Below are 22663 nucleotides of genomic sequence, written 5' to 3' on the forward strand. Positions count from 1 at the left end.
ACCCTTCGCGTGCAGCACCTCGACAGTCACCCCGTCACGGGCGAGCAGAGCGGTCAGCCACGCGGTGCCGAACCGCGCCAATCGGTCGCGGTGCGTCACTCTCACTACGGTGAACTCGCCCGCCGCCGCACCCTTCAACAGCCGGGCAAGTCCTGGCCGGTTCTCCCGCAGTCCAGACGCCTTGTCCTTGAACACGGCCACGACTTCGGCGGCAGCAGTAGCCCGCAGTTCCGCCTCTTGGGCCACCAGCGACGTCTCCTGGCCAGACGTACCCGACACCCGCACATACAACGCCTCACGGCGCGGCCGTTCCGCCTCACCCCGTCCGACGAACGCATCGAGCAACGCAGAGTCGAACCGGCGCTCCCGACCAACCCACGTCACCGCCACCCGTCCCTCATCCGCCCACCGTCGTAGGGTCACAGGATGCACACCGATGTACTCAGCGGCCGGACCCAGACGCAGCAACGACATGATCAAGAACGTACCACATAGGTTCGCTTAGTTAATCAGCCAACACTTGCACACCCTGCGTCCGGCCGCCGACGCCTGGTTCGGAACGAGGAGTTGGACGGGCGCGCAGGCTCTGGCGCCGACGGGAGTCCGGAGATACCGTGCGCCGATGACGACGCCAGCGCGGGGAGTGGCCGGGGCGGCCGTGGTGACCGGGGCGGCCGGCGGTCTGGGGCGGGCGATCGCCGCCGCCCTGCACGCCGACGGCTGGAGCGTGCTCCTCACCGACCTGGACGCCGACGCGGTGGCTGCCGCCGCGGCGCCGCTCGGCGGCTGGTCCCGCGCGCTGGACGTCCGCGACGAGGCGGCCTGCGCCGCGGTCGCCGCCGAGGCGGCGCGGGCGACGCCCGACGGGCTGAGGCTCTGGGTGAACAACGCCGGAATCCTGGTCACCGGACCGTCCTGGACGCACGACGCGGCGACCCGCCGCCGGCAGATCGAGGTGAACGCCCTCGGCGCGATGAACGGCACCCTCGCCGCGCTGGAGGTCATGCGGGCCCAGGGGAGCGGGCACGTGCTCAACGTCGTCTCGCTGGCCGGGTTGATCGCCGCGCCCGGCGAGACGGTCTACGCGGCCAGCAAGCACGCCCTGCTCGCGTTCAGCCTGGGCACCCTGGCCGACCTGCGGATGGCCGGGCTCCGGGGCGTACACGTGTCATGTCTCTGCCCGGACGGGATCTGGACGCCGATGCTGCACGACCGGCTCGACGACCCCGGCGCGCTGGCCTCCTTCACCGGGTCGCTGCTCACGCCGGAGCGGGTGGCCGCGCGGGCCGTGCGGCTGGCCCGGCGGCCGCGGCCGGTGGTCAGCCTGCCGCGCTGGCGCGGCGCCCAGGTCCGGCTCCTCGACGCGCTGCCCCGGCTGGCGCTCGCGCTGACGCCGGTGGTCCGGGCCGCGGGCCGGGCCGGGCAGCGCCGGCAGCGCCGCCGGGTCGGCCCGAACCCGAGCTGACCTCGCTTGTAACGTTGCCGACGTGACACATCTGGACCGGTGCGACGAGGCAGGCCGGACGTGGGTGACCGAGGCGATCGCCACGGTCGAGGCCGACGCCAACCGGTCCGCCGACACCCACCTGCTGCCCTTCCCGCTGCCCCGCGAGTGGGGCATCGACCTCTACCTGAAGGACGAGTCGGTGCACCCCACCGGCTCGTTGAAGCACCGGCTCGCCCGGTCGCTCTTCCTCTACGGGCTCTGCAACGGCTGGATCGGCCCGGACACCACCATCGTCGAGGCCTCCTCCGGCTCGACCGCCGTCTCCGAGGCGTACTTCGCCCGCATGCTGGGGTTGCCCTTCATCGCGGTCATGCCCGCCTCCACCTCGCCCGAGAAGATCGCCCAGATCGAGTTCCAGGGCGGCCGCTGCCACCTGGTGCAGGACCCGGCCAAGGTGGTCATCGAGGCGCGCTGGCTCGCCGAGGACACCGGCGGGCACTACATGGACCAGTTCACCTACGCCGAGCGGGCCACCGACTGGCGGGGCAACAACAACATCGCCGAGTCGATCTACGCGCAGCTCGCCCTGGAGCGGCACCCCGTGCCGGCCTGGATCGTGGTGGGCGCCGGCACCGGCGGCACCAGCGCCACCATCGGCCGGTACGCCCGCTACCGGCGGCTGCCCACCAAGCTCTGCGTGGTCGACCCGGAGAACTCCGCCTTCTACCCGGCCTGGCAGGCCGGCGACTGGTCGGTGCGGACCGACCGCGGCTCCCGGATCGAGGGCATCGGCCGACCGTCCGTCGAGGCGTCCTTCCTGCCCTCGGTGGTGGACCGGATGGTCCAGGTGCCGGACGCCGCCTCGCTGGCCGCCATGCGGGCCGGCTCGAGGGTGCTCGGCCGCCGGGTCGGCGGCTCGACCGGCACCAACCTGTGGGGCGCGTTCGGGCTGATCGCCGAGATGCTGGCGGTGGGGCGCACCGGTTCCGTGGTCACCCTCATCTGCGACGCCGGTGACCGGTACGTCGACACGTACTACGCCGACGACTGGGTGACCCGGCACGGGCTGGACCTCGCCCCGCACCTCGCCACCATCGACCGCTTCCTGGCCACCGGCAGCTGGCCGGCCTGACCGGCCGAGCGCGGATCAGCGCGGGTCGACCCGTTCGGCGAGACCCGGGTAGCGCACCACGAAGCCGTCCGGGTCCACGTCCAGGTCCGCGGTGAAGGTGTCGCTGGCGAAGCGCACCCGGCCGGGCCCGAGCGAGGTGTAGACCTGCTCGGCGGGGACCACGGCCAGGCTGGGCACGAGCACCCAGGCGACGGTCACCCGGCGGGCCTGGTCCGCCGGCGCCCGGCTCAGCCCGAGGCGGCGTACTGGCAGGGTGTTGAACAGCGGGGAGCCGCCCAGGTCGAGGTCGAGCGCGTCGGCCAGCCGGCCCGGGTCGTCCGTGCCCGGCAGCCCGGCCGGGGCGTGCCCGGCCGCGCGCAACGTGGCGTCCAGGTCACCCTGCTCGCCGGTCCGCACCCGCCAGCCGTTCCCGGTGCGTTCCAGCCGTACGCTCCGCGACCAGCCGGCCCCCTCGGCCTCCGCCTCCAGCCGGGTGGCCGACCAGTCCTGACCGACGGTGAGCTGGTACCGGCAGGTGTACGGGATCGGGTCCACCGCCAGCGCCACACCCCGCGCGGCGAGTCCCTGTCGGCTGTCGAGGACGACGTGCTCGGCCCCGGCGGTGTCCGTCCTGGTCCAGAAGAGCGACTGCGGCATGGTCGGCATGAACCGGACGTTACGCGACGGCGCGGACATCGGCGCGGGATGCCAAAACGCCGCCGCGGAGCGGGTGCTCCACGGCGGCGTCCGGTGTTCAGGTCAGTGGGTACGTGCCGGCGGTCGCCCGCCGAAGCCCCGCCGGTCGTCGCGCGGTCGGTCGTCGCGCGGTCGGTCGTCCCGGCCCCGCCCCTCGGAACGGAACCCGCCCCGGCGGTCCGCCGACCGGAAGTCACCGCCCCGCTCGCCGAACGTGCGCTCGCCCCGGGCGTCCCGGTCACCGAAGCGCCGCTCGCCCTGACCGCGGTCCTCGAAGCGACGCTCGCCGGTCGGCCGGTCCCCGGTCGGCCGCTCCCCGGTCGGCCGGTCCCCGGTCGGCCGCTCCCCGGTCGGCCGGTCGCCGAAGCGCCGGTCGTCCCGGCCCGCGCGGTCTGCCGGGCGCCGGTCGTCGCGGTCACCGAAGCGTCGCTCGCCGGTCGGCCGGTCACCGAAGCGTCGCTCGCCGGTCGGCCGGTCGCCGAAGCGCCGCTCGCCCTGACCGCGGTCCTCGAAGCGTCGCTCGCCGGTCGGCCGGTCCTCGAAGCGTCGCTCGCCGGTCGGCCGGTCCTCGAAGCGTCGCTCGCCGGTCGGCCGGTCCTCGAAGCGTCGCTCGCCGGACGGCCGGTCCTCGAACCGTCGCTCGCCGGAGGGGCGGCTGAAGCGCTGATCGCCCCGGTCGCCGAACCGGCGCTCGCCGCGGCCGTCCCGGTCGAAGGAGCCGCGGTCGCCGAACCGCCGGCCGTCCCGGTCGCCGAAGCGGCGCGGGCCGGACGGGCGGTCGCCGTAGCGGCGGTGCTCCTGCGGCTCCTCGCGGACCGGCACCCCGCTGGGCTCACGCGCGCCGATCAGCTCGGCGAGGGCCGGGTCGCCGGCCCGGACCCGGGTCTCCGCCGGAGCGACGCCGGCCTTCTCCAGCATGGCCAGGGTGGTCCGGCGCTGCTTCGGCAGCACCAGGGTGGCCACCGCGCCCGACTCGCCGGCCCGGGCGGTACGTCCCGCCCGGTGCAGGTAGTCCTTCGGGTCCTTCGGCGGGTCGACGTGCAGCACCAGCGTGACCCCGTCGACGTGGATGCCGCGGGCCGCCACGTCGGTGGCGACCAGCACGTTCATCCGGCCCTCACGGAACTCGGCCAGGGTCTTGGTCCGCATCCGCTGGGTCTTGCCGCCGTGCAGCCCACCGGCGCGTACGCCCACCGCGGCGAGCTGCTCGACCAGCCGGTCGACGCCGAGCTGGGTACGCGCGAAGAGCATCGTCCGGCCGGAGCGGGCCGCGATCGAGGCGGCCACCGCGAACTTGTCGTGCGGCGGGATGAGCAGCAGGTGGTGGTCCATGGTGGACACCGACGCGGTCGACGGGGCGGTCGAGTGGGTGACCGGGTCGGTCATGAACCGCTTGACCAGCGAGTCGACGTCGCCGTCCAGGGTGGCGGAGAAGAGCAGCCGCTGCCCGTCCGCCGGGGTCTTCGCCAGGAGCTCGGTGACCTCCGGCAGGAAGCCCATGTCGGCCATCTGGTCGGCCTCGTCGAGCACGGTGATCTCGATGTCGTCCAGGTTGCAGACGCCGCGGGCGACCAGGTCGCCGAGCCGGCCCGGGGTGGCGACGATGATCTCCACACCCCGGCGGAGCGCGTCGATCTGCCGGTCGTACGGCACGCCGCCGACGGCGGTCTTGACGAAGATGCCGACGGCCTTGCCGAGCGGCATCAGCGCGTCGTTGACCTGCATGGCCAGTTCCCGGGTGGGCACCAGGACCAGGGCCCGGGGGTGCAGCGGGCGGGCCCGGTTGCGCTCCGCGAGCCGGGCGATCAGCGGCAGGCCGAAGGCGAGGGTCTTGCCGGAGCCGGTCTGGCCCCGGCCGAGCACGTCGTGGCCGGCGAGGGCGTCCGGCAGGGTGGCCCGCTGGATCTCGAACGGGGTGGTGATGCCCTGGCGGGCCAGCGCGGCGACCAGCTGCCGGGGCAGTCCCAGCGCGGCGAAGTCGGGGGCGTCGACGGCGGCGGGGTTCTCCTGCGCCGGGGTGTCGTGGGCGGACGGGGACGTGCCGGGGTCAGCGAAGGTGGTCAAGAAATGCCTTTCGAGCGGGGCGCATCTTCGCGATGGCCCGCTGCGGCTGAATGCCGCCGAATCGCCCGCAAGATCGCCCATGGGCGCGCGACAGGCGCGCCGGGTCAGTGATCCACCCAAGTGTACGGCGGCGCGGCGAAGCCGCCACCGCACCGCGAGGCCGTAGTGGGCGGGCTCACCATGCTCCCCCGAGCCGTCACCCGCTGATCATCGGCCGGTCATCCCGCTCAGCGCGTCGTTGGCCAGGAACACCACCAGCAGGCTGATCGCGATCAGCAGACCCAGCGACGCGGCCAGCACGATCACCACCTTCGTGTTGCTGGACCGGGTCGTCGGGGCGTCCTCGGCCCAGCCCTGGGCCAGGATGTGCCCGGTCAGCGAGCCGGAGTTCTCCAGCGGGTTGCCCTGGGGGAGCGCCACGGTGGCGAAGCCCGGCCCCTCGGTGCCGCCGTAGGTCGTGCCGCCGTAGGCGGTGCCGGCCAGGCCCGGGCCGTTCTGGTGGGGGAGGGGGCCGGGCCGCCCGCCGGGCAGCGTGCCGACGGGGCGGTCCGCGGCCGGTGGCGCGCTGGTCGGGTACGGGTGGGCGCCGGCGCGCCCGGACGCCGCGGTGGGATTGGTCGGCGGTGGCCAGCTCGGCAACGCGGGCGCCGGCACCACCGGGGGTGCGGAGACCGGCCCGCCCGCCGGGGTGGCCATGGCGGGCGGGGGCGGGAACGGCGGAGCGGGCATCGGGCCCGGCGGCGGTGGTGGCGCGGGCACCGGCGGGCCGGGCGGCGGCACCGGTGGCCCGGGGATCGGGGGAATCGGCCCGGGCGGGGGCGTCGGCCGAGGAGCCGGCGGCGGTGCGGGCACCGGCGGGGCCGGCACGGGTGGCGTCGGCTGCGGCACGGGCGGTGCCGGGGAGGGTGGCGTCGGCCCCGGTACGGGGGTGGGGGCCGGCTCGGGTTCCGGCGTGGGCGGCACCGGGGGCTGGGCCGGCTCCGGCGGCTGCGCGGGCTCGGGCGGCTCGGGATTCACCGGCCCCGCCCGGTAGATCTTGGTGCCGCCGGCCTTCGCCGCCACCGCGGCGCCGGCGGCGCCCGCTTCGTCGGCGGAGACCCGCCGCAGCCCCGGCACGGAGGCGCTGGCCCGGGCGGGTGCCGCGTCGGACGCCTCGGGTGGCCCCGGCACCGCCGGGCCCGGCGTGGGGTCCTCCGGGGTTGACGGGGGAGTGACCCGGGCGGATCCGGAGACGGTCGGGGTGGGCGCGGGACCGTCCGGGGCGGCCGACCGGTCCGGGTCGGGGTCGGTCGGCCGCTCGGCGGCGGCGAAGCCGGACCAGCTCGACGGCGCCGTGACCGAGGCGCCCGGCTGACGCCGGTCCAGCGGCGCCGGCTCAGCCGGGCTGCCCGCCCGGTACGTGGTGCCCGTGGCCGGTGCGTCCGGCGGTGCGCCGTCCGGCGGCGCGGCCGCGGCGGCCACGCTGACCCGGCCACGGGCCGCACCGGTGCTCGCGCCCGCCGCGCCCTCGTCGTCCGTCGGGTCGGTCGTCGCCCGGACGGGTGCGGGATCGGCCGGCCGATCGGTGGAGCCGGGCACGGGTCCCGGATGGACCGTCCCCGCCGGAACCTCTAGCTCGCCCATGCTCGCCTCCGCGCCCACGCTCGCACCCGGACCGCGACGGGCGGCCCGGGAGTGCCTGGATCTCACCGTGCCACATTCCGGCCCGGCAGCACAGCCGGAGTGGACGGTTACGGTCAGCTGGTGGCGCTCGGGCTGCCCGAGGTGGCCTCCGAGGCGCTGTCGGTCGGGGCGGCGCTGCTCGTCGTCGGGGCGGGCTCGGTGCTCGTCTCCGGGCTGGGCGAGGTGGACGGGCTCGGCGTCGGCGACGGGGACGTGCTGGGCGACGGCGAGGTCGAGGGGCTGGTGCTGGGGCTCGGCTTTGTGGTCGTGGGCTTCGGCGTCGCGGTGCGGGTCGGCTTCGGGGTGGCCGTCCGAGTGGGCGTCGGGGTCGGCTTCGGCGTCGTGCTCTGCTTCGGCGGGGTGGTCGTCCGGGTGGGCAGTGGCACCGGGCTCGCCGGGGCGGGCACCGCGCCGACGACCCGGGTCGCGGCGTAGAGCCGGGTCCACCGGACGACCGAGATCTTGACGACGTCACCCGTCCGGGGCGCCTCGACCATCTTGCCGCCGCCGATGTACATCGCGACGTGGTGGATGCTCTGCCAGCTGCTGCCCGAGGCGAAGAAGAGCAGGTCGCCGGGGAGCAGGGCGGCGGGATCCACCGTGCGGGAGCGGGTGGCGTAGTACTGGTCCCGGGAGACCCGGGGCAGATCGCGGTAGCCGGCCGACTGGTACGCGGCGAGCATCAGGCCGGAGCAGTCGAACCGGTTCGGCCCCTCGGCCGCCCAGAGGTACGGGTCGCCGAGCTGGGCCAGGGCGTACCGCACGGCGGCCAGCGCCCGCGGGTCGGCGACCAGCCCGCTCACGCTCTGGCTGTTCACGTACGACGTGCCGATGCGCTGCTCGGCGGCGTCCTCGCGCTTCTCGATCTCGATCAGCCGCGCGGCGTTGTCCTTGCGCAGCTTGAGCAGCGTGGCTTCCTGCCGGTGCAGGGCCGCCTCAGCCGTCGCGTACGCGGCGTTGCGGTCCTGGACGCGGGCCTCGGCGGCGGCGTGCGCCTCCCGGGCGATCTGCTCGGCGGCGTTCGCCCGGGCCACCTCGCCGGCCACCGCGGTCGTCGCGCCCTCGGCCTTGTCACCGCGGGTGATCCGCTGGAGCGTGCTGAAGTCGCGCAGGTCGGCGCCGAACTCGCCGGGGGGCAGCGCGGCGGCGGCCTTGACCGCGTCGGCGGCGGCGGCCTTGGCGCTCTCCTGGGCCCGCAGGAGCGCCTCGTGGGCCCGCTGGAGCTCGGTGGCGGCGAGGGCGAGCTGGGCCCGCGCCTCGTCCCGCTCGCCCTTGACCTTGAGCAGGTCGTCGCCGAGCTGGCCGACCAGCGCGTCCACCGCGTTGATCTGGGCGATGAGCGGGCCGTCGCCCGGGTTGGCGGTCGCCGCGCCGGGTGTCGTGCCCGGTGTCGTGCCGAAGCCGCCGGGCGCGGCGGCGCCGGGCAGGCCCGGTACGGAGCCGGGCAGCCGCAGGCCGCCGGCGGCGACCGGGCGGGACCCGGCGTCGGGGACCGTGTCGGGCAGCGGTGGCTCGGCCCAGGCCGGGGTGGCCAGCGCGGCGGCGGCCACCGCGCCGAGCAGCGCGGACCAGAGCGCCGGACGCAGTACCGGCGAGATCACCGGACTCCCGCGTCGTTGCTGTCGGCCCTTTGCGCTGTCGACCATTCCGCTCCCCGTCCGGTCTGGCATGGTCCGCGCTCCGGCGGGCGCGGTGACCCGGGACGGTACCAGTGTGTGTTCCGCCCCATCCTGTCTTACCTCACGGACGCAGGGATGTCGATGCGCGGAGGGTGACGACCGGCTGAGAGTCCGGTGAACTACATCGCTGGGGTCGACCGGCCCGCCGGTGCGTCGGAGCACCGACGTACGCTCGACCGGGACCGCAGGTGGAAGGGACGTGGCTTTCGATGGACGCCGGACTCAAGCGCGAGCTCGAAGCGAAGGTGTACGCGGGCGAGCGGCTGACCCGTGAGGACGGGATCGCCCTCTACGACAGCGACGACCTCGCCTGGCTGGGCCGGCTGGCCCACCACAAGCGCACCGAGCTGAACGGCGACCGGGTGATGTTCAACGTCAACCGGCACCTCAACCTGACCAACGTCTGCTCCGCCTCGTGCGCGTACTGCTCCTTCCAGCGCAAGCCGGGCGAGAAGGACGCGTACACGATGCGCATCGACGAGGCGGTCCGCAAGGCCAAGGAGATGGAGGACGAGCAGCTCACCGAGCTGCACATCGTCAACGGCCTGCACCCGACCCTGCCCTGGCGCTACTACCCGAAGGTGCTGCGCGAGCTGAAGGCGGCGCTGCCGAACGTCAAGCTCAAGTGCTTCACCGCGACCGAGGTGCAGTGGTTCGAGAAGATCAGCGGCCTGAGCGCCGACGAGATCCTCGACGAGCTGATGGACGCCGGCCTGGAGTCGCTGACCGGCGGCGGCGCGGAGATCTTCGACTGGGAGGTCCGCCAGCACATCGTGGACCACGCCTGTCACTGGGAGGACTGGTCAAGGATCCACCGGCTGGCCCACTCGAAGGGCATGAAGACCCCGTCGACGATGCTCTACGGCCACATCGAGGAGCCCCGGCACCGGGTCGACCACGTGCTGCGGCTGCGCGAGCTGCAGGACGAGACGGGCGGCTTCGCGGTCTTCATCCCGCTGCGCTACCAGCACGACTTCGTCGACTCCGCGGACGGCAAGATCCGTAACCGGATCCAGGCGCAGACCACGATGGCGTCGCCGGCCGAGTCGCTGAAGACGTTCGCGGTCTCCCGGCTGCTCTTCGACAACATCCCGCACCTCAAGAACTTCTGGGTGATGCACGGCCTGTCGGTCGCGCAGCTCTCGCTCAACTTCGGCGTGGACGACCTGGACGGCTCGGTCGTGGAATACAAGATCACGCACGACGCCGACTCGTACGGCACCCCGAACACCATGCACCGGGATGACCTGCTGCACCTGATCTGGGACGCCGGTTTCCAGCCGGTCGAGCGGGACACCCGCTACAACGTGGTCCGGGAGTACGACAAGGCGCCGTCGCTGGCCGAGCGCCGCGCCGAGCCGCAGCAGGTCTGGGCCTGACGCCGGACCGATGACCGAGCAGCAGCAGCGTCCGGCCTTTCCCCGCCGGGACGCCGAGGGACGGATCCTCACCCTGGGTGACCTGCTCGGGGTGAGCCTCGCCGGCCTGGTGATCGGGGTGCTGGCGCTGGTGCTCTTCGAGTGGGCGTTCGCCACGATGGGCGCCGGCGGGTTCGGCCGGACAAACGGCTGGCTGGCGGTGATCCTGCCGCTCTGGCTGTTCTGGGACGACTTCCGGGCCTGGGAGTTCGGCGCGGCCCGGGTGATCGCGGCACTCGTCGCCGCCGCGGTCGGGGTGTTCGCCGGGCTGCTGGCGGCCGGGCTGGCCGCCGGGTTGCCGCCGCTGGTCTCCGGCGCGCTGGCCGCGGCGGTCTTCACCGTGGCGTACGCGGTGATCTGGTTTCATGGCGTCCACTGGCTGGCCCGCCGGACGGGCTGAACCTCCCGCGCCGGGACACCGGGCGGCGGAGAACGGAGTGCGAACGTGAGCGCGGCGGTCAAGTACACGCTGGGCCGGATCGGGCTGTTCGTCGGCGTGCTGGCGGCCCTCTGGTTCATCGAGATGAACATGTTCCTGCGGCTGATGCTGGCGCTGGTGTTCTCCGCCGCGCTCTCCTTCTTCCTGCTCCGCGGCTGGCGCGACGAGATGGCCGGCGAGATGGCCGAGGCGTCCGAGCGGCGCCGGGCCGAGAAGGAGCGCCTCCGGTCCGCGTTGGCCGGCGACGACCGGTCCGCCGAGGACGAGCCGGGCGACCAGCCCCGCTGAGCCGTCACAAGGCGGGGCAGCGGGAGAGATTCCGTCCCGCTAGGGTCTGGCTCCGTGATGGACAGGATCAATGACTGGCGGCTGAAGTTCTTCCTCTGGATCGGGCTCCCCGTCATCGCGGTGATGGGGCTCGCCTTCGCGGCGCCCGACCTCGTTCCGGCCTGGCAGGCGAAGTCCGGCGGCGGCGTGCCGGGCACGTTCACCGCGGTCAGCGAGCAGTGCGGTCGCCGCAACTGCAGCTGGTACGGCGACTTCGTGGCCGACGCGGGCGGCGCGGCCCGCAAGCACGTCCTCCTCTACGACGCGCCCGACGGGCTGGCCCGGGGCGGCACGGCTCCCGCCCGGGACACCGGGGCCGGCAAGGGCGTCTTCGCCGCCGCGGGCGGCTCGACCTGGCTGCTGGTCACCGGGTTCACCGTGGCCGCGGCGCTCGCCGCGGTCGGCTGGGTGGTCCTCGTGGTCACCACGGTCCGCCGCCGGCGCCGCGACGCGGCCGCGATCGACCGGCTGGCCGGGACGCCCGTACAGCGCTGAGACCAACGAAACGACGGGCCCGGCACGATCGTGCCGGGCCCGTCTCCGTCGGTTCCTACCAGTTGGTGGAGCCGGGGACCTGCGGCCACGGCCGGTCGGCCGGCTTGATCAGGTACGCGATGCCGCCGGAGCCGCTCGCGACCGTGCCGTTCGCCCGGTACCGCTTGGTCCGCAGCCAGATCTGCTCGAACTGCTCCCGCTTGTAGACGTTGCGCACCTCGGCGTCCGAGGAGGAGGCCGGGTCGTTGACGATCACGTCACCGTCGGGGGTGAAGCCGACCACCACGAAGAGGTGCCCGGAGGTGCCGTAGTTCGACCCTTCCAGCTCGGTGCCGAGGAAGGACTGCGAGGTGACCACGGGGATGCCGGCGGCGATGAAGCGCTCCACCTCGTCCAGCGAGTGCAGCCGGGTGACCCTGGCGTCGATGCCGGGGAAGCTGGCCGCGTACGCGGTGTTGAACGGCCAGTTGCCCGCGCCCTCGTACTCGTAGTCCCAGGTCATCCGGGCGGCGTAGGCGACCTGCGGGTCGGTGTAGCCGGGGGTGATCCAGGACATGTCCTCGGCCGAGGGCAGCTTGCCGTAGTACTCCAGCACCATGGTGGTCGAGGTCGGGCTGCACCAGACCTGACCGCCGCCGCCCCACTCCGGGTAGTTGCCCCGGTGGATCATCTGGGAGCGGGCCGGCACCGGCAGTTCCGTGCCCCAGGCGATCCCGCCCTTGCTGGGCGTGACGGTGAACCGGTCCGGCACGTTGGAGCTCATCGCGCCGAGCATCCAGACCCGGGGCGAGGCCGTCTGGCCCGGCGCGCGGTAGAGAGTGAGCTTCAGCTGGTACGACCGCAGCAGCACGCCGGCCTTGGCGTCGTCGATGGAGAAGGTGTCGGTCCAGATGCTCGACCAGGGGTCACCCTGGCCGTCCAGGGTGGCCCGCGTGACGTCCTGCTCCCCGGAGGCCCAGCGACCCATCACGTACCAGGGGGTCTGGCTGCCGGTGTTGTACGTCCCCTGCAGCTCGACCTGGAGCCAGGTGCCCGCGGGGGTTTCGGCGTTCCACGAGGCGACCAGTTCGGTGGCGTCGAAGCCGATCTGCCGGTGCGGGGACGTCCAGGTGGCGTACTCCCAGCTGCGGGTGGCGCCGGTGTGCTCGTCGGTGAACTCGGTGGTGCCGGCCGGCTGGCCGATGGTGATGCCGGTGCGGTGGCCGGGGATGGCGTACGTCCCCTGGTGGGTGCCGCCACGCCAGTCGGGGTGCGACGACCACTCCTGGAAGGTGATCTGCTCGTCGTGCTGGACGACCGGCAGGTTGTTGTCGGCGTGGACCGGCGCCGTGGCGCCGAGCAGGGCGAGCGCGGTGACGCCGGTGAGGGCGACCGCGCGCAGGGCTGGTCTGAACATGGCAACTCCGCGAAGTGAGGAGGGTGGGACATCCCTGCCGGCCGCCGTGGGGCGTCGGCGGGAGCTTCGGTCGGTCGATGGCGGGCCCGTGCCGGACGGCGACCGGGCCCGCCGCCGCTACCAGTTGGTGGAGCCCGCCACCTGCGGCCAGGCGACGTCGGTCGGCTTGATCAGGTAGACGATCCCGCCGGAGCCGCTGCCGGTCCCGCCGCTGGCGGTGGTCCGCTTGGTGCGCAGCCAGATCTGCTCGAACTGTTCGCGCTGGTAGACGTGGCGCACGGCGTCGTTGCTCGGCGACGCCGGGTCGTTGGCGATGACGTCACCGTCGGCGGTGAAGCCGACCACCACCATCAGGTGCCCGGAGGTGCCGTAGCCCGCGCCGTCCAGCTCGCTGGCGAGGAAGGACTGACTGGTCACCACGGGGATGCCGGCGGCGATGAAGTGCTCCAGCTCGTCCAGCGAGTGCAGCCGGGTCACCTTCGCCTCCAGCCCGGGGAAGCCGGCCGCGTACGCGGTGTTGAAGGGCCAGTTGCCGGCGCCGTCGTACTGGTAGTCGTACGTCATCCGGGCGGCGTGGTTGACGGTCGGGTCGGGGTAGCTGGGGTCCACCCAGGACGTGTCGGCCGCGGACGGCCCCCGGCCCCAGTACTCGACCACCATCTCCGTCGAGGTCGGCGAGCACCACGCCTCGCCGCCGCCGTCGTACTCCGGGTAGTGGCCGGCGTGGATCTCCTGCGAGTGGCGGGGGACGGCCAGCTCGGTGCCCCAGGCGATGTGGCCGGCGCTGGGGGCGACGATGAACCGGTCCGGCACGTTCGAGCTCATCGCGCCGACCGACCGGACCACCGGGGCGGCGGCCTGGGCCGGGTCGCGGTAGAGGGTGAGCCGGAGCTGGTACGCCCGCAGCAGCACGCCTCTGCTCGGGTCGTCGACGGCGAACGTGTCGGTCCAGATGCTGGAGGTCTTGTCGCCCTGCTTGTCGACGCTGGTCCGCTTGATGTCGGCGTCGCCCGAGGCCCAGCGCCCCAGCACGTACCAGGGGGTCCGGCTGCCGGTGGTGTAGGTGCCCTGGAGCTCGACCCCGATCCAGGTGCCGGCCGGGGTGTCGGCGTTCCAGGACGCGACCAGCTCCGACGCGCCGAAGCCGACCTCGGTCAGCGGCGAGGTCCAGGTGCCGTACGCCCAGGTGCGCCGGATCCCGGTGTGCGGGTCGCGGTAGACGGTGGTGCCGACCGGCGTGCCGAGGGTGAGTCCGGCGGCGGTGACGGCGGTGCCGGCGGTGGCGCCGGCGGCGAGGGCGGCGCCCGACCAGCCCTGCCAGGTGATCTGCTCGTCGTGGGCGAGGGTGCCGGTGGCCGGCTTGGCGGCTCCGGCGGGGGCGGTGGTGCCGAGGAGGGCGAGCGCGGTGACGCCGGCGAGGGCGGCGGCGCGCAGCGGTGTCGTGACCATGGCAGCTCCACGGGTGTGCGGCTTTCCTTGCCGTTCACTGTCCCGTCTGGAAGGAAGTTTCGGAAGACATCAAACGATGGAAAATCTTTGCCGCCGTGAGGATCCGGCCGGGATGGGCCAAGGGAACGACGAATGTTGATATGACCATGTGACTGCTGGTGAAGTGGCGGACAACGGGATCTCCCGTACCCCGAGGAGGTTGTCCATGGCCCTCCACCCGTCCCCGCTCCGCCGCCGGCTCGCCCTCGTCGCCGCCGTCGGCCTCGGCCTCGTCACCGTCGTCACCGGCCCGGCCGCCGCCCGGCCGGCCCCGGACCGGTCCGCCGAGCCGGCCGCCGCCGGCTACCGGGTCCTCGGCCCCCGCACCCTCGCCGACCGGAACGCCGTCGCGCGCACCGGCGCGGCGATCGACTACTCCGAACACGGCGTCCTGCACGTCACCGCAACCGGCACCGAGGCCGCCGCGATCACCCGGCTCGGCTTCCGGCTGGAGAAGGAGGCCCCGCCGGCCCCCACCGGCGGCGCCGGCACCCTCGCCTTCCCGCCGGCCGACTCCAACTACCACGACTACGCCGAGCTGACCGCCGTGGTGAACCAGGTGGTCGCCGACCACCCCGCCATCGCCAGGAAGAGCAGCATCGGCACCTCGTACGAGGGTCGGGACCTGATGGCGGTGAAGATCTCCGACAACGTCGGCACCGACGAGAACGAGCCCGAGATCCTCTTCAACGCCCAGCAGCACGCCCGCGAGCACCTGACCGTCGAGATGGCGATCTACCTGCTCAACCTCTTCACCAACAGCTACGGAACCGACTCCCGGATCACCAACATCGTCAACTCGCGGGAGATCTGGATCGTCCCCACCGTCAACCCGGACGGCAGCGAGTACGACATCGCCACCGGGTCGTACCGGTCCTGGCGGAAGAACCGACAGCCCAACAGCGGCTCGTCGTACGTCGGCACCGACCTGAACCGGAACTGGTCGTACCAGTGGGGCTGCTGCGGCGGCTCGTCCGGCTCCACCTCGTCGGAGACCTACCGCGGCCCGTCCGCCTTCTCCGCCCCGGAGACGCAGGCGCTGCGCAACTTCGTCAACAGCCGGGTGATCGGCGGGGTGCAGCAGATCGAAGCCAACATCGACTTCCACACCTACTCGCAGCTGGTGCTCTGGCCCTTCGGTTACACCACCGCGAACACGCCGACCGGGATGAGCGCGGACCAGTACAGCACCTTCGCCACCATCGGCCAGCAGATGGCGGCCAGCAACGGCTACACCCCGGAACAGTCCAGCGACCTCTACATCGCCGACGGCACCAGCATCGACTGGATGTGGGCCGCCCACGGCATCTGGGCGTACACCTTCGAGATGTACCCGGGCTCGGCCACCGGCGGCGGCTTCTACCCGCCCGACGAGGTGATCCCCGCGCAGACCTCCCGGAACAAGGAGGCGGTGCTGCTGCTCGCCGAGTACGCCGACTGCCCGTACCGGGCGATCGGGAAGCAGTCCCAGTACTGCGGCACCGGCGGGGGCGGCACCACGGTCTGGTCGGACACCTTCGAGACCGTCACCGGCTGGACCACCAACCCGGCCGGCACGGACACCGCCACCACCGGGGTGTGGGAACGCGGCGCCGCCCAGGCCACCAGCTCCTCCGGCGCCAAGCAGCTCACCCCGTACGCCGGGAGCAACGACCTGGTCACCGGCCGGCTCGCCGGCACCGCGGCGGGCGACTACGACGTCGACGGCGGGGTGACCAGCGCCCGCTCCCCGGCGGTGACCCTCCCCTCGACCGGCACCCTCACCCTCTCCCTGGCCTGGTACCTGGCGCACGGCTCGAACGCCTCGTCGGCCGACTACCTCAGGGTCAGCGTGATCCACAACGGCGGCACCACCACCCTGCTCAACTCCGCGGGCGCGGCCACCAACCGGAACGGCTCGTGGGCGGTGTCGAACCTCGACCTCACCCCGTACGCGGGCCAGTCGGTGCGGATCGAGGTGGAGGCGGCGGACGCCGCCGGGGCCAGCCTGGTCGAGGCGGCCGTGGACAACGTCACCATCACCAGTTCGTGATTCCCCGGGTGGGGCCCCGATCCACCCCCGCGGGGCCCCACCCACCCCGCCCGTCCGGACGATCTCCGCTGGTCGTGCGCTACCGTGACAGCGACCAACCCGCAGCGAAGCCGGTGTGAAACCGGCGCTGTCCCGCAACTGTGATGCCCCGCACGGCGTCGGCTCCGGCCGGCGCCGACGTCTGTGGGGACGAGCCAGGTCGCCTGCGGAATGGTCGCGACACGCGCTCTCGAGGAAGGGCGCCTCGCGGACGGGCACGCGAAGGCGGTCCCTGTCGGCGAAGCACCACACTCCTCGACCGACAGGAGGACCTATGTCCAGATCTACCCCCCGGCTCTTCGCCGCCGCCCTCGCGGTGGCCGCGCTGGCCCTCGGCGCCTGCGCCGAGAAGACCTCGACCGACACCCCCGCCGCCGGCGGCAGCTCGGCGGCCGCCGCCTTCCCGGTCACCGTCGGCAAGCTGACCCTGGAGAAGCGGCCGGAGAAGATCGTCTCGCTGTCGCCGTCGGCGACCGAGATGCTCTTCGCCGTCGGCGCCGGCAAGCAGGTCACCGCCGTCGACGACCAGTCGAACTACCCGGCCGACGCGCCGAAGAGCGACCTGTCCGGCTTCCAGCCGAACGCCGAGGCGATCGCCGGCAAGAGCCCCGACCTGGTGGTGCTCTCCAACGACACCAACAGGATCGTCGACCAGCTCACCAAGCTGAAGATCCCGGTGCTGCTCACCCCCGCGGCGACCACCCTGGACGACACGTACCGGCAGATCACCGACCTGGGCGCGCTCACCGGCCACCCGGCCGAGGCCGCGGACGTCACGAAGAAGATGAAGGACGACATCGCCGCGCTGACCAAGGACCTGCCGCAGCGGGCGAAGAAGCCGACCTACTACCACGAGCTGGGGCCGGAGCTGTACAGCGCGACCAGCAAGACCTTCATCGGCTCGATCTACACCCTCGCCGGCCTGGAGAACATCGCCGACCCGGCCGACGCCGACGGGAAGAACGGCGGCTACCCGCAGCTCTCCCAGGAGGTCATCGTCAAGGCCAACCCGGACTTCGTCTTCCTGGCCGACACCAAGTGCTGCAAGCAGACCCCGGACACGGTCAAGGCGCGCAGCGGCTGGGCCGGCGTCACCGCGGTGAAGAACAACCAGATCGTCGCCCTCGACGACGACATCGCCTCGCGCTGGGGCCCGCGCGTCGTCGACCTGCTCAGGTCGATCGTCGACGCCACCGCCAAGGTCCCGGCCTGACCCCTCGGTGAGCGTGCGACCAGTGGAACCCGCCGGCCGGACGGCCGGGACGCCCGACGCGTCCCGGCCCGCCGGCCTGCCCGCGTCCGGCTCCGGCTGGGACGGCGCTTCCGCCCTTCCGCCCGGCCCTCCGGCCGGCGGGCGGCCCACGGCCGGGCCGGGTGCGACGGCCCGGCCGGCCGGGCTGCGGAAACGCTGGCTCGTCGCCGGGCTCGGCGCGGTGCTGGTCGCGTTGGTCGCCGGGGTGTCCCTCGGCCCGGTCAGCCTGCCGCCCGGCAGCGTGGCCGCCGAACTGCTCAACCTGCTGCCCGGGGTACACCTGGACAGCGGGCTGACCGAACGCGAGATCGCCATCGTCACCGAGCTGCGGCTGCCCCGGGTGGTGCTCGGCCTGCTCGTCGGCGCGCTGCTCGCCCTCGCCGGGGGCTGCTACCAGGGCGTGTTCCGCAACCCGCTGGCCGACCCGTACCTGCTGGGCGTGGCGGCCGGCGCCGGGCTCGCGGTGACCGCGGTGATCGCGCTCGGCGCCGGGGCGGGCGGGGCGCTGACCGGGATGCCGGTCACCATCCCCCTCGCGGCGTTCGTCGGCTCGCTCGGGGCGGTCGCCATGACCTACCTGCTCGGCGCGGCCGGCGGTCGGGACCGGTCACCCGCCACCCTGATCCTGGCCGGGGTGGCGGTGTCGGCGTTCCTCGCGGCGGGGCAGACGTACCTGCTGCAACGCCACTCGGACAGCATCCAGCAGGTCTACTCCTGGCTGCTCGGCCGGCTCGCCACCGCCGGCTGGCCGGACGTCCGGCTGGTCCTGCCGTACTTCCTGCTGACCGCCGTGGTGGTGCTGCTGCACCGCCGGGAACTCGACGTCCTCTCCGTGGGCGACGACGAGGCGACCAGCCTCGGCCTGCACCCGCAGCGCTCCCGCTACCTGCTGATCGCCGCCGCCTCGCTCGGCACCGCCGCCGCGGTCTCCGCCTCCGGCCTGATCGGCTTCGTCGGCATCATCGTGCCGCACACCGTACGGCTGCTCGCCGGGTCCAGCTACCGGGTGATCCTGCCGCTGTCGATGCTCTTCGGCGGGGCGTTCCTGGCGCTGACCGACGTGGTCGCCCGGACCGCCGCGGCCCCCGCCGAGATCCCGATCGGGGTGGTCACCGCCCTGCTCGGCGGCCCGTTCTTCGTGCTGGTCCTGCGTACCGCCCGCCGGGTGCTCACGTGAGCGAGCCGGCGGTCGAGGTGCGGGACCTGCACGTCCGGCTGGGCGGCGCGCCGATCCTGGCCGGCGTCGACCTGAGCGTCGCGGCCGGTGAGTGGGTCACCGTGATCGGCCCGAACGGCGCCGGCAAGTCGACCCTGCTGCGCGCCGTCGGCGGCCTGCTGCCCGTGCCGGGCGCGGTCGCCCTCTTCGGTACGCCGATCCAGGCGCTGCGCCGCCGCGATCGGGCCCGGGTGGTGGCCACCGTCGCCCAGTCCCCGGTGGTGCCGGCCGGCATGTCGGTGCTCGACTACGTGCTGCTCGGCCGGACCCCGTACATCCCGCCGCTGGGCCGGGAGTCCGCCGCCGACCTGGTCGCCGTCCACGAGGTGCTGGACCGGCTGGATCTCGGCGCGTTCGGGCACCGGGAGCTGGCCACCCTCTCCGGCGGCGAGCGGCAGCGGGTCTTCCTGGCCCGGGCGCTCGCCCAGGGCGCCACCCTGCTGCTGCTGGACGAGCCGACCAGCGCGCTGGACATCGGCCACCAGCAGGAGGTGCTCGAGCTGGTCGACCAGCTCCGCCGGGCGCACGGCCTGACCGTGCTCGCCACCATGCACGACCTCTCCGTGGCCGGCGAGTACGCCGACCGGATGGTTCTGCTCGCCGACGGCCGCGTCGCCGCCTCCGGCCCACCCCACGAGGTCCTCACCGAGCCCCTGCTGGCGATGCACTACCGCGCCCACGTCCGCGTCATCCCCGGCGACCGCGGCCCCCTGGTGGTCCCCGTCCGCCCCACCCACTAGCTCCGGCGATCTTGCACTTGGCACCCCGGCGAAACGGAAACACGAGGCGTGCCGGGGGCCCCAACTGCAAGATCGGCGCGTGGCGGGGGCGGGGTCAGGAGAGGGTCGTGATGGAGAAGAGGGCGCCCTGGGGGTCGCGGAGGGCGGCGGTGCGGCCGGCCGGGATGTCGCGGGGCGGGACCAGGATGGTGCCGCCGAGTTCGGCGGCGCGGGCGGCGGTGGCGTCGGCGTCGTCGACCGCGAAGTAGATCGACCAGTACGCCGGCAGGTCGGCCGGCAGCTCCTCCAGCGGCGGCATCATCCCGGCGACCACCCGCGCCCCGCACCGCCAGCCGGTGTAGGTGACCGGGCCCATCGGCCGCTCCTCCGGCTGCCAGCCGAAGACCAGCGCGTAGAACTCCTTCGCCCCCTCCGGATCGGGGGTGACCAGTTCGTTCCAGCACATGGCACCCGGCACGTTGAACAGCTCCGCGCCCGGCATCGCCATCGGCTGCCAGACGCTGAACACCGCGCCGGCCCGGTCGGCGAGGACCGCCATCCGGCCCTGGTCGAAGACGTCGAACGGGGTGACCAGAACCTGCCCGCCGGCCCGCTCCACCCGCCTGGCGACCAGGTCGGCGTCGTCGGTCGCCACGTACGTCGACCAGATCGGCACCTGGTCCGGGGTGGCCGGCGGGCCGGCGCCGGCCACCGACCTGCCGTCCTTGAGGAAGACGGTGTACCCGCCCGCCTCCGGCTCCGGGGAGACCCGGCCGGTCCAGCCGAACAACTGCGGGTAGAACCGCTTCGCGTCCTCCAGGCCGGGCGTGGCCAGGTCGGCCCAGCAGGGCGTGCCGGGCTCGATGCCGTTCACGGTGACCCCTCTCGCCGGTGGCGGCCCGCTGGCACGCCCTGCCGGAATCGTGGCACCGTCCCGTCGCCCGCCGGGCCGGATTAGGACAAAAGGTCGCGCGCTGGGCGGGGACTTGGCCACCCCGACCAGCGCCCCGGACGGCGCGGGTCAGCCGAGCGGGTCCGGCAGCGGCTCCCGGTGCAGCACCGAGAGCCGGGAGACCGCCCGGGTCAGCACCACGTAGAGGCGGTGCAGCCCGCGCGGCTCGGCCGCGACGATCGCGGCCGGTTCGACGACCACGACATGGTCGTACTCCAGGCCCTTGACCAGGGTCGCGGGCACCACGGTGACCCGCGCCGCGGTCGCCACGTCGTCGGCGCTCGCGGTCTCGACGCCCGCGTCGGCGAGCGCCGCCCGGAGCCCGTCCACCGCGTCCTCGGCGGCGATCACGCCGACCGAGCCGTCGTGCGCGAGCGCCGCCCGCACCTCGGCCACCGCCGCCACGGTCAGGTCGGCCACCGTACGCACGTCCAGCGCGCCGTCGCGGCGCAGCGACTCGGCCGGCGGTACGTCGACGGCGAGGGCCGGCAGCAGCCGGTTGGCGAACGCGACCACCACCGCCGGCACCCGGAAGCCGACGCTCAGCGGCACCACCACCGCGTCCGGCTTGCCCAGGTGCGCCAGGGACTCCCGCCAGTCCGTGGCGGCCCACGGCGCGGTGCCCTGGGCCAGGTCGCCGAGGAGGGTGATCGAGCCGTGCTCGCTGCGCCGTGCGATGGCCCGGCACTGCATCGGGGAGAGGTCCTGCGCCTCGTCGACCACCACGTGCCCGAAGCCGGCCGGTCGCTCGATCAGCCCGGCCGCCTCGTCGATCAGCACCGCGTCGGCCGCGGTCCACTTCGCGGCCTTCGGGGTGCGGCCGAGCTTCGTCCCGGTCGCCAGGAGTGCCTGCTCCTCGGCGGTGAGCAGCCCGTCGGCGGCGGTGGCGAGCGCGTCCGGGTCGGCGAGCAGGGTGTGCACGAGTCCTTCCGGGGTGAGCGCCGGCCAGACCGCGTCGAGGAAGGCGGTGACCGGCTTCGCCTTGGCCATCCGGCGCAGCCAGGCGTCGCTCGGTGATTCGGCGCGGCGGGCCTCGGACTGGCGTTGCAGCAGCCCCACCACCCGGGCCCGGACGCGCTCCCGGCCGGTGGCGTACGGCAGCCCTTCCCGGCGGGTCTCCTCGACCACCCGGTGCAGCGGGTCGAGGCCGATCCGCCAGCGGAACGAGCCGTCCGAGACCATGATCGGCTCGGTCGGCGCACCGATGTGCGCGTCGACGGCGCGGCGCAGCACCTCGGCCATCCGGACGTCGTGCTTGAGGGCCGCGACGGCCGGGTCGTCCACGGCCCGCACCGGCGTCCGGGCGATCAGGTCCTCCACCGTCGCCTGCGCGACCTCGACCTCGCCGAGCGCCGGCAGCACCGCCGCGATGTACGACAGGAAGGCCCGGTTCGGCCCGACGATCAGCACTCCGGAGCGGCGCAGCCGTTCCCGGTGCAGGTAGAGCAGGTACGCGGCCCGGTGCAGTCCGACCGCGGTCTTACCGGTGCCCGGCGCCCCCTGGACGCAGATCGAGTCGGCCAGGTCGGCGCGGACCAGCTCGTCCTGCTCGGGCTGGATGGTGGCGACGATGTCCCGCATCGGCCCGACGCGGGGGCGCTCGATCTCGGCGGTGAGGATCCGGCTGGCGGTGCCCAGCTCCTCGCCCCGGTCCAGGTGCTCGTCCTCGAAGCTGGTGAGCAGGCCGCTGCTGAAGCCGAACCGGCGGCGGATCGCGACGCCCTGCGGGTCCCGGGCGCTGGCCCGGTAGAAGGAGCGGGAGACCGGGGCCCGCCAGTCCAGCACCAGCGGCTCGCCCGCCTCGTCGGTGACGTGCCGCCGCCCGACGTGGTACTCCCACCCGGCGTGGTCGGGGTCGGTGTCGCCGAAGTCGAGCCGGCCGAAGAAGAGCGGGGTGGTCGGGTCGTCGGCGAGTTCGGCGACCCGCCGGGCGAGGGTGCGACCCAGCATCTCCGCCGCGTACGGGTCGCCGGCGACCTGCTCGCCGCCGGCGAAGAGGGCTTCGGCGCGTTCCCGCATCCGGCGCAGCGCCGCTCGGGAGAGGTCCAGGTGGGCGCGTTCGGCGACGAGTTCGTCGTCCAGGGTCTGTTCTTGGGCGTGCAGGGTCATCCACGTACTCCTCGACACGGGGAAAAACACTGCCGCTCGCGTTTCCGACCGGTGGATCGGCGCGGGGACGTCCGGTGCGGTGCTACACACCTCGGCCGTCAGGCGGGACAGGGCAGCCTACT

19 protein-coding genes and 1 riboswitch are annotated in these 22663 nt (G+C 73.9%); of the genes, 10 read left to right on the top strand and 9 right to left on the bottom strand.

Annotation, left to right across the window (positions count from 1 at the left end):
• The coding region (locus ACFOYX_RS31170; protein ID WP_377534644.1) for a recombinase family protein at positions 1 to 474 on the bottom strand (474 nt) is incomplete at its 3' end.
• Between the two features lie 148 nt (positions 475 to 622).
• Between ACFOYX_RS31170 and ACFOYX_RS31175 the strand changes: the two genes are divergently transcribed.
• Together ACFOYX_RS31175 and ACFOYX_RS31180 are read left to right on the top strand one after the other, a co-directional pair.
• Positions 623 to 1465, top strand: a complete 843-nt coding sequence (locus ACFOYX_RS31175; protein WP_109805125.1) for an SDR family oxidoreductase — start codon at positions 623 to 625, stop codon at positions 1463 to 1465.
• A gap of 22 nt (positions 1466 to 1487) precedes the next feature.
• Positions 1488 to 2579, top strand: coding sequence for a PLP-dependent cysteine synthase family protein (locus ACFOYX_RS31180; RefSeq protein WP_322441136.1), 1092 nt, complete (start codon positions 1488 to 1490; stop codon positions 2577 to 2579).
• 15 nt (positions 2580 to 2594) lie between these two features.
• Here ACFOYX_RS31180 and ACFOYX_RS31185 read toward each other — a convergent pair whose 3' ends face one another.
• The 4 genes from ACFOYX_RS31185 to ACFOYX_RS31200 all read right to left on the bottom strand — a co-directional run bounded on the left by ACFOYX_RS31185 (position 2595) and on the right by ACFOYX_RS31200 (position 8626).
• A complete protein-coding gene (locus ACFOYX_RS31185) occupies positions 2595 to 3215 on the bottom strand; it encodes a putative glycolipid-binding domain-containing protein (RefSeq protein ID WP_322441141.1) in 621 nt (206 codons plus the stop codon).
• A gap of 102 nt (positions 3216 to 3317) precedes the next feature.
• Positions 3318 to 5318, bottom strand: coding sequence for a DEAD/DEAH box helicase (locus ACFOYX_RS31190; protein ID WP_377534645.1), 2001 nt, complete (start codon positions 5316 to 5318; stop codon positions 3318 to 3320).
• 207 nt (positions 5319 to 5525) lie between these two features.
• Complete coding sequence (locus ACFOYX_RS31195) at positions 5526 to 6941, bottom strand: hypothetical protein (RefSeq protein WP_322441134.1); 1416 nt, start codon at positions 6939 to 6941, stop codon at positions 5526 to 5528.
• Positions 6942 to 7054: 113 nt separating this feature from the next.
• Positions 7055 to 8626: a C40 family peptidase gene (locus ACFOYX_RS31200; protein WP_322441133.1), complete on the bottom strand. Its 1572-nt coding sequence runs from the start codon at positions 8624 to 8626 to the stop codon at positions 7055 to 7057.
• Between the two features lie 242 nt (positions 8627 to 8868).
• Here ACFOYX_RS31200 and mqnE point away from each other — a divergent pair, with 242 nt between their 5' ends.
• From mqnE to ACFOYX_RS31220, 4 genes are read left to right on the top strand one after another with little or no spacing between them, the layout of a single operon-like run.
• Positions 8869 to 10038: an aminofutalosine synthase MqnE gene (mqnE, locus tag ACFOYX_RS31205; RefSeq protein ID WP_322441132.1), complete on the top strand. Its 1170-nt coding sequence runs from the start codon at positions 8869 to 8871 to the stop codon at positions 10036 to 10038.
• 10 nt (positions 10039 to 10048) lie between these two features.
• Positions 10049 to 10477: a hypothetical protein gene (locus ACFOYX_RS31210; protein WP_377534647.1), complete on the top strand. Its 429-nt coding sequence runs from the start codon at positions 10049 to 10051 to the stop codon at positions 10475 to 10477.
• A gap of 45 nt (positions 10478 to 10522) precedes the next feature.
• Positions 10523 to 10804: a DUF4229 domain-containing protein gene (locus ACFOYX_RS31215; protein ID WP_109804671.1), complete on the top strand. Its 282-nt coding sequence runs from the start codon at positions 10523 to 10525 to the stop codon at positions 10802 to 10804.
• Positions 10805 to 10861: 57 nt separating this feature from the next.
• Positions 10862 to 11338: a hypothetical protein gene (locus ACFOYX_RS31220; RefSeq protein WP_322441130.1), complete on the top strand. Its 477-nt coding sequence runs from the start codon at positions 10862 to 10864 to the stop codon at positions 11336 to 11338.
• A gap of 55 nt (positions 11339 to 11393) precedes the next feature.
• On the opposite strand, the gene ACFOYX_RS31225 is transcribed toward ACFOYX_RS31220, so the two are convergent.
• Both ACFOYX_RS31225 and ACFOYX_RS31230 read right to left on the bottom strand, forming a co-directional pair.
• Positions 11394 to 12734: a C39 family peptidase gene (locus tag ACFOYX_RS31225; protein ID WP_322441129.1), complete on the bottom strand. Its 1341-nt coding sequence runs from the start codon at positions 12732 to 12734 to the stop codon at positions 11394 to 11396.
• Positions 12735 to 12851: 117 nt separating this feature from the next.
• Complete coding sequence (locus ACFOYX_RS31230; protein WP_322441128.1) at positions 12852 to 14183, bottom strand: peptidase C39 family protein; 1332 nt, start codon at positions 14181 to 14183, stop codon at positions 12852 to 12854.
• A 205-nt stretch (positions 14184 to 14388) separates the two neighbouring features.
• Here ACFOYX_RS31230 and ACFOYX_RS31235 point away from each other — a divergent pair, with 205 nt between their 5' ends.
• The 4 genes from ACFOYX_RS31235 to ACFOYX_RS31250 all read left to right on the top strand — a co-directional run bounded on the left by ACFOYX_RS31235 (position 14389) and on the right by ACFOYX_RS31250 (position 19501).
• On the top strand, positions 14389 to 16254 hold the full coding sequence (locus ACFOYX_RS31235; RefSeq protein WP_322441127.1) for a M14 family zinc carboxypeptidase: 1866 nt from the start codon (positions 14389 to 14391) through the stop codon (positions 16252 to 16254).
• 109 nt (positions 16255 to 16363) lie between these two features.
• A riboswitch (cobalamin riboswitch) is annotated at positions 16364 to 16453 on the top strand.
• Positions 16454 to 16567: 114 nt separating this feature from the next.
• On the top strand, positions 16568 to 17506 hold the full coding sequence (locus ACFOYX_RS31240) for an ABC transporter substrate-binding protein (RefSeq protein WP_322441126.1): 939 nt from the start codon (positions 16568 to 16570) through the stop codon (positions 17504 to 17506).
• A 184-nt stretch (positions 17507 to 17690) separates the two neighbouring features.
• Positions 17691 to 18722, top strand: coding sequence for an iron ABC transporter permease (locus tag ACFOYX_RS31245; RefSeq protein ID WP_201750050.1), 1032 nt, complete (start codon positions 17691 to 17693; stop codon positions 18720 to 18722).
• Positions 18719 to 19501, top strand: coding sequence for an ABC transporter ATP-binding protein (locus ACFOYX_RS31250; protein WP_322441125.1), 783 nt, complete (start codon positions 18719 to 18721; stop codon positions 19499 to 19501). The genes ACFOYX_RS31245 and ACFOYX_RS31250 overlap by 4 nt, the downstream gene beginning before the upstream one ends.
• 94 nt (positions 19502 to 19595) lie before the next feature.
• Here ACFOYX_RS31250 and ACFOYX_RS31255 read toward each other — a convergent pair whose 3' ends face one another.
• Together ACFOYX_RS31255 and ACFOYX_RS31260 are read right to left on the bottom strand one after the other, a co-directional pair.
• Complete coding sequence (locus ACFOYX_RS31255; protein ID WP_322441124.1) at positions 19596 to 20354, bottom strand: VOC family protein; 759 nt, start codon at positions 20352 to 20354, stop codon at positions 19596 to 19598.
• 147 nt (positions 20355 to 20501) lie between these two features.
• A complete protein-coding gene (locus ACFOYX_RS31260; RefSeq protein ID WP_322441123.1) occupies positions 20502 to 22541 on the bottom strand; it encodes an AAA family ATPase in 2040 nt (679 codons plus the stop codon).
• Positions 22542 to 22663 lie beyond the last annotated feature (122 nt).

Origin of the sequence: Micromonospora sp. GCM10011541 (genome assembly GCF_042650725.1) — a bacterium.
GTDB classification, from domain to species: Bacteria; Actinomycetota; Actinomycetes; order Mycobacteriales; family Micromonosporaceae; genus Micromonospora; species Micromonospora sicca.

Excerpts from the sequence above, each read along its gene's own strand:
- ACFOYX_RS31175 (WP_109805125.1), top strand. The coding sequence starts at position 623 with ATGACGACGCCAGCGCGGGGAGTGGCCGGGGCGGCCGTGGTGACCGGG.
- ACFOYX_RS31185 (WP_322441141.1), bottom strand. The coding sequence starts at position 3,215 with ATGCCGCAGTCGCTCTTCTGGACCAGGACGGACACCGCCGGGGCCGAG.
- ACFOYX_RS31195 (WP_322441134.1), bottom strand. The coding sequence starts at position 6,941 with ATGGGCGAGCTAGAGGTTCCGGCGGGGACGGTCCATCCGGGACCCGTG.
- ACFOYX_RS31200 (WP_322441133.1), bottom strand. The coding sequence starts at position 8,626 with ATGGTCGACAGCGCAAAGGGCCGACAGCAACGACGCGGGAGTCCGGTG.
- mqnE (WP_322441132.1), top strand. The coding sequence starts at position 8,869 with ATGGACGCCGGACTCAAGCGCGAGCTCGAAGCGAAGGTGTACGCGGGC.
- ACFOYX_RS31210 (WP_377534647.1), top strand. The coding sequence starts at position 10,049 with ATGACCGAGCAGCAGCAGCGTCCGGCCTTTCCCCGCCGGGACGCCGAG.
- ACFOYX_RS31220 (WP_322441130.1), top strand. The coding sequence starts at position 10,862 with ATGGACAGGATCAATGACTGGCGGCTGAAGTTCTTCCTCTGGATCGGG.
- ACFOYX_RS31225 (WP_322441129.1), bottom strand. The coding sequence starts at position 12,734 with ATGTTCAGACCAGCCCTGCGCGCGGTCGCCCTCACCGGCGTCACCGCG.
- ACFOYX_RS31230 (WP_322441128.1), bottom strand. The coding sequence starts at position 14,183 with ATGGTCACGACACCGCTGCGCGCCGCCGCCCTCGCCGGCGTCACCGCG.
- ACFOYX_RS31235 (WP_322441127.1), top strand. The coding sequence starts at position 14,389 with ATGGCCCTCCACCCGTCCCCGCTCCGCCGCCGGCTCGCCCTCGTCGCC.
- ACFOYX_RS31240 (WP_322441126.1), top strand. The coding sequence starts at position 16,568 with ATGTCCAGATCTACCCCCCGGCTCTTCGCCGCCGCCCTCGCGGTGGCC.
- ACFOYX_RS31260 (WP_322441123.1), bottom strand. The coding sequence starts at position 22,541 with ATGACCCTGCACGCCCAAGAACAGACCCTGGACGACGAACTCGTCGCC.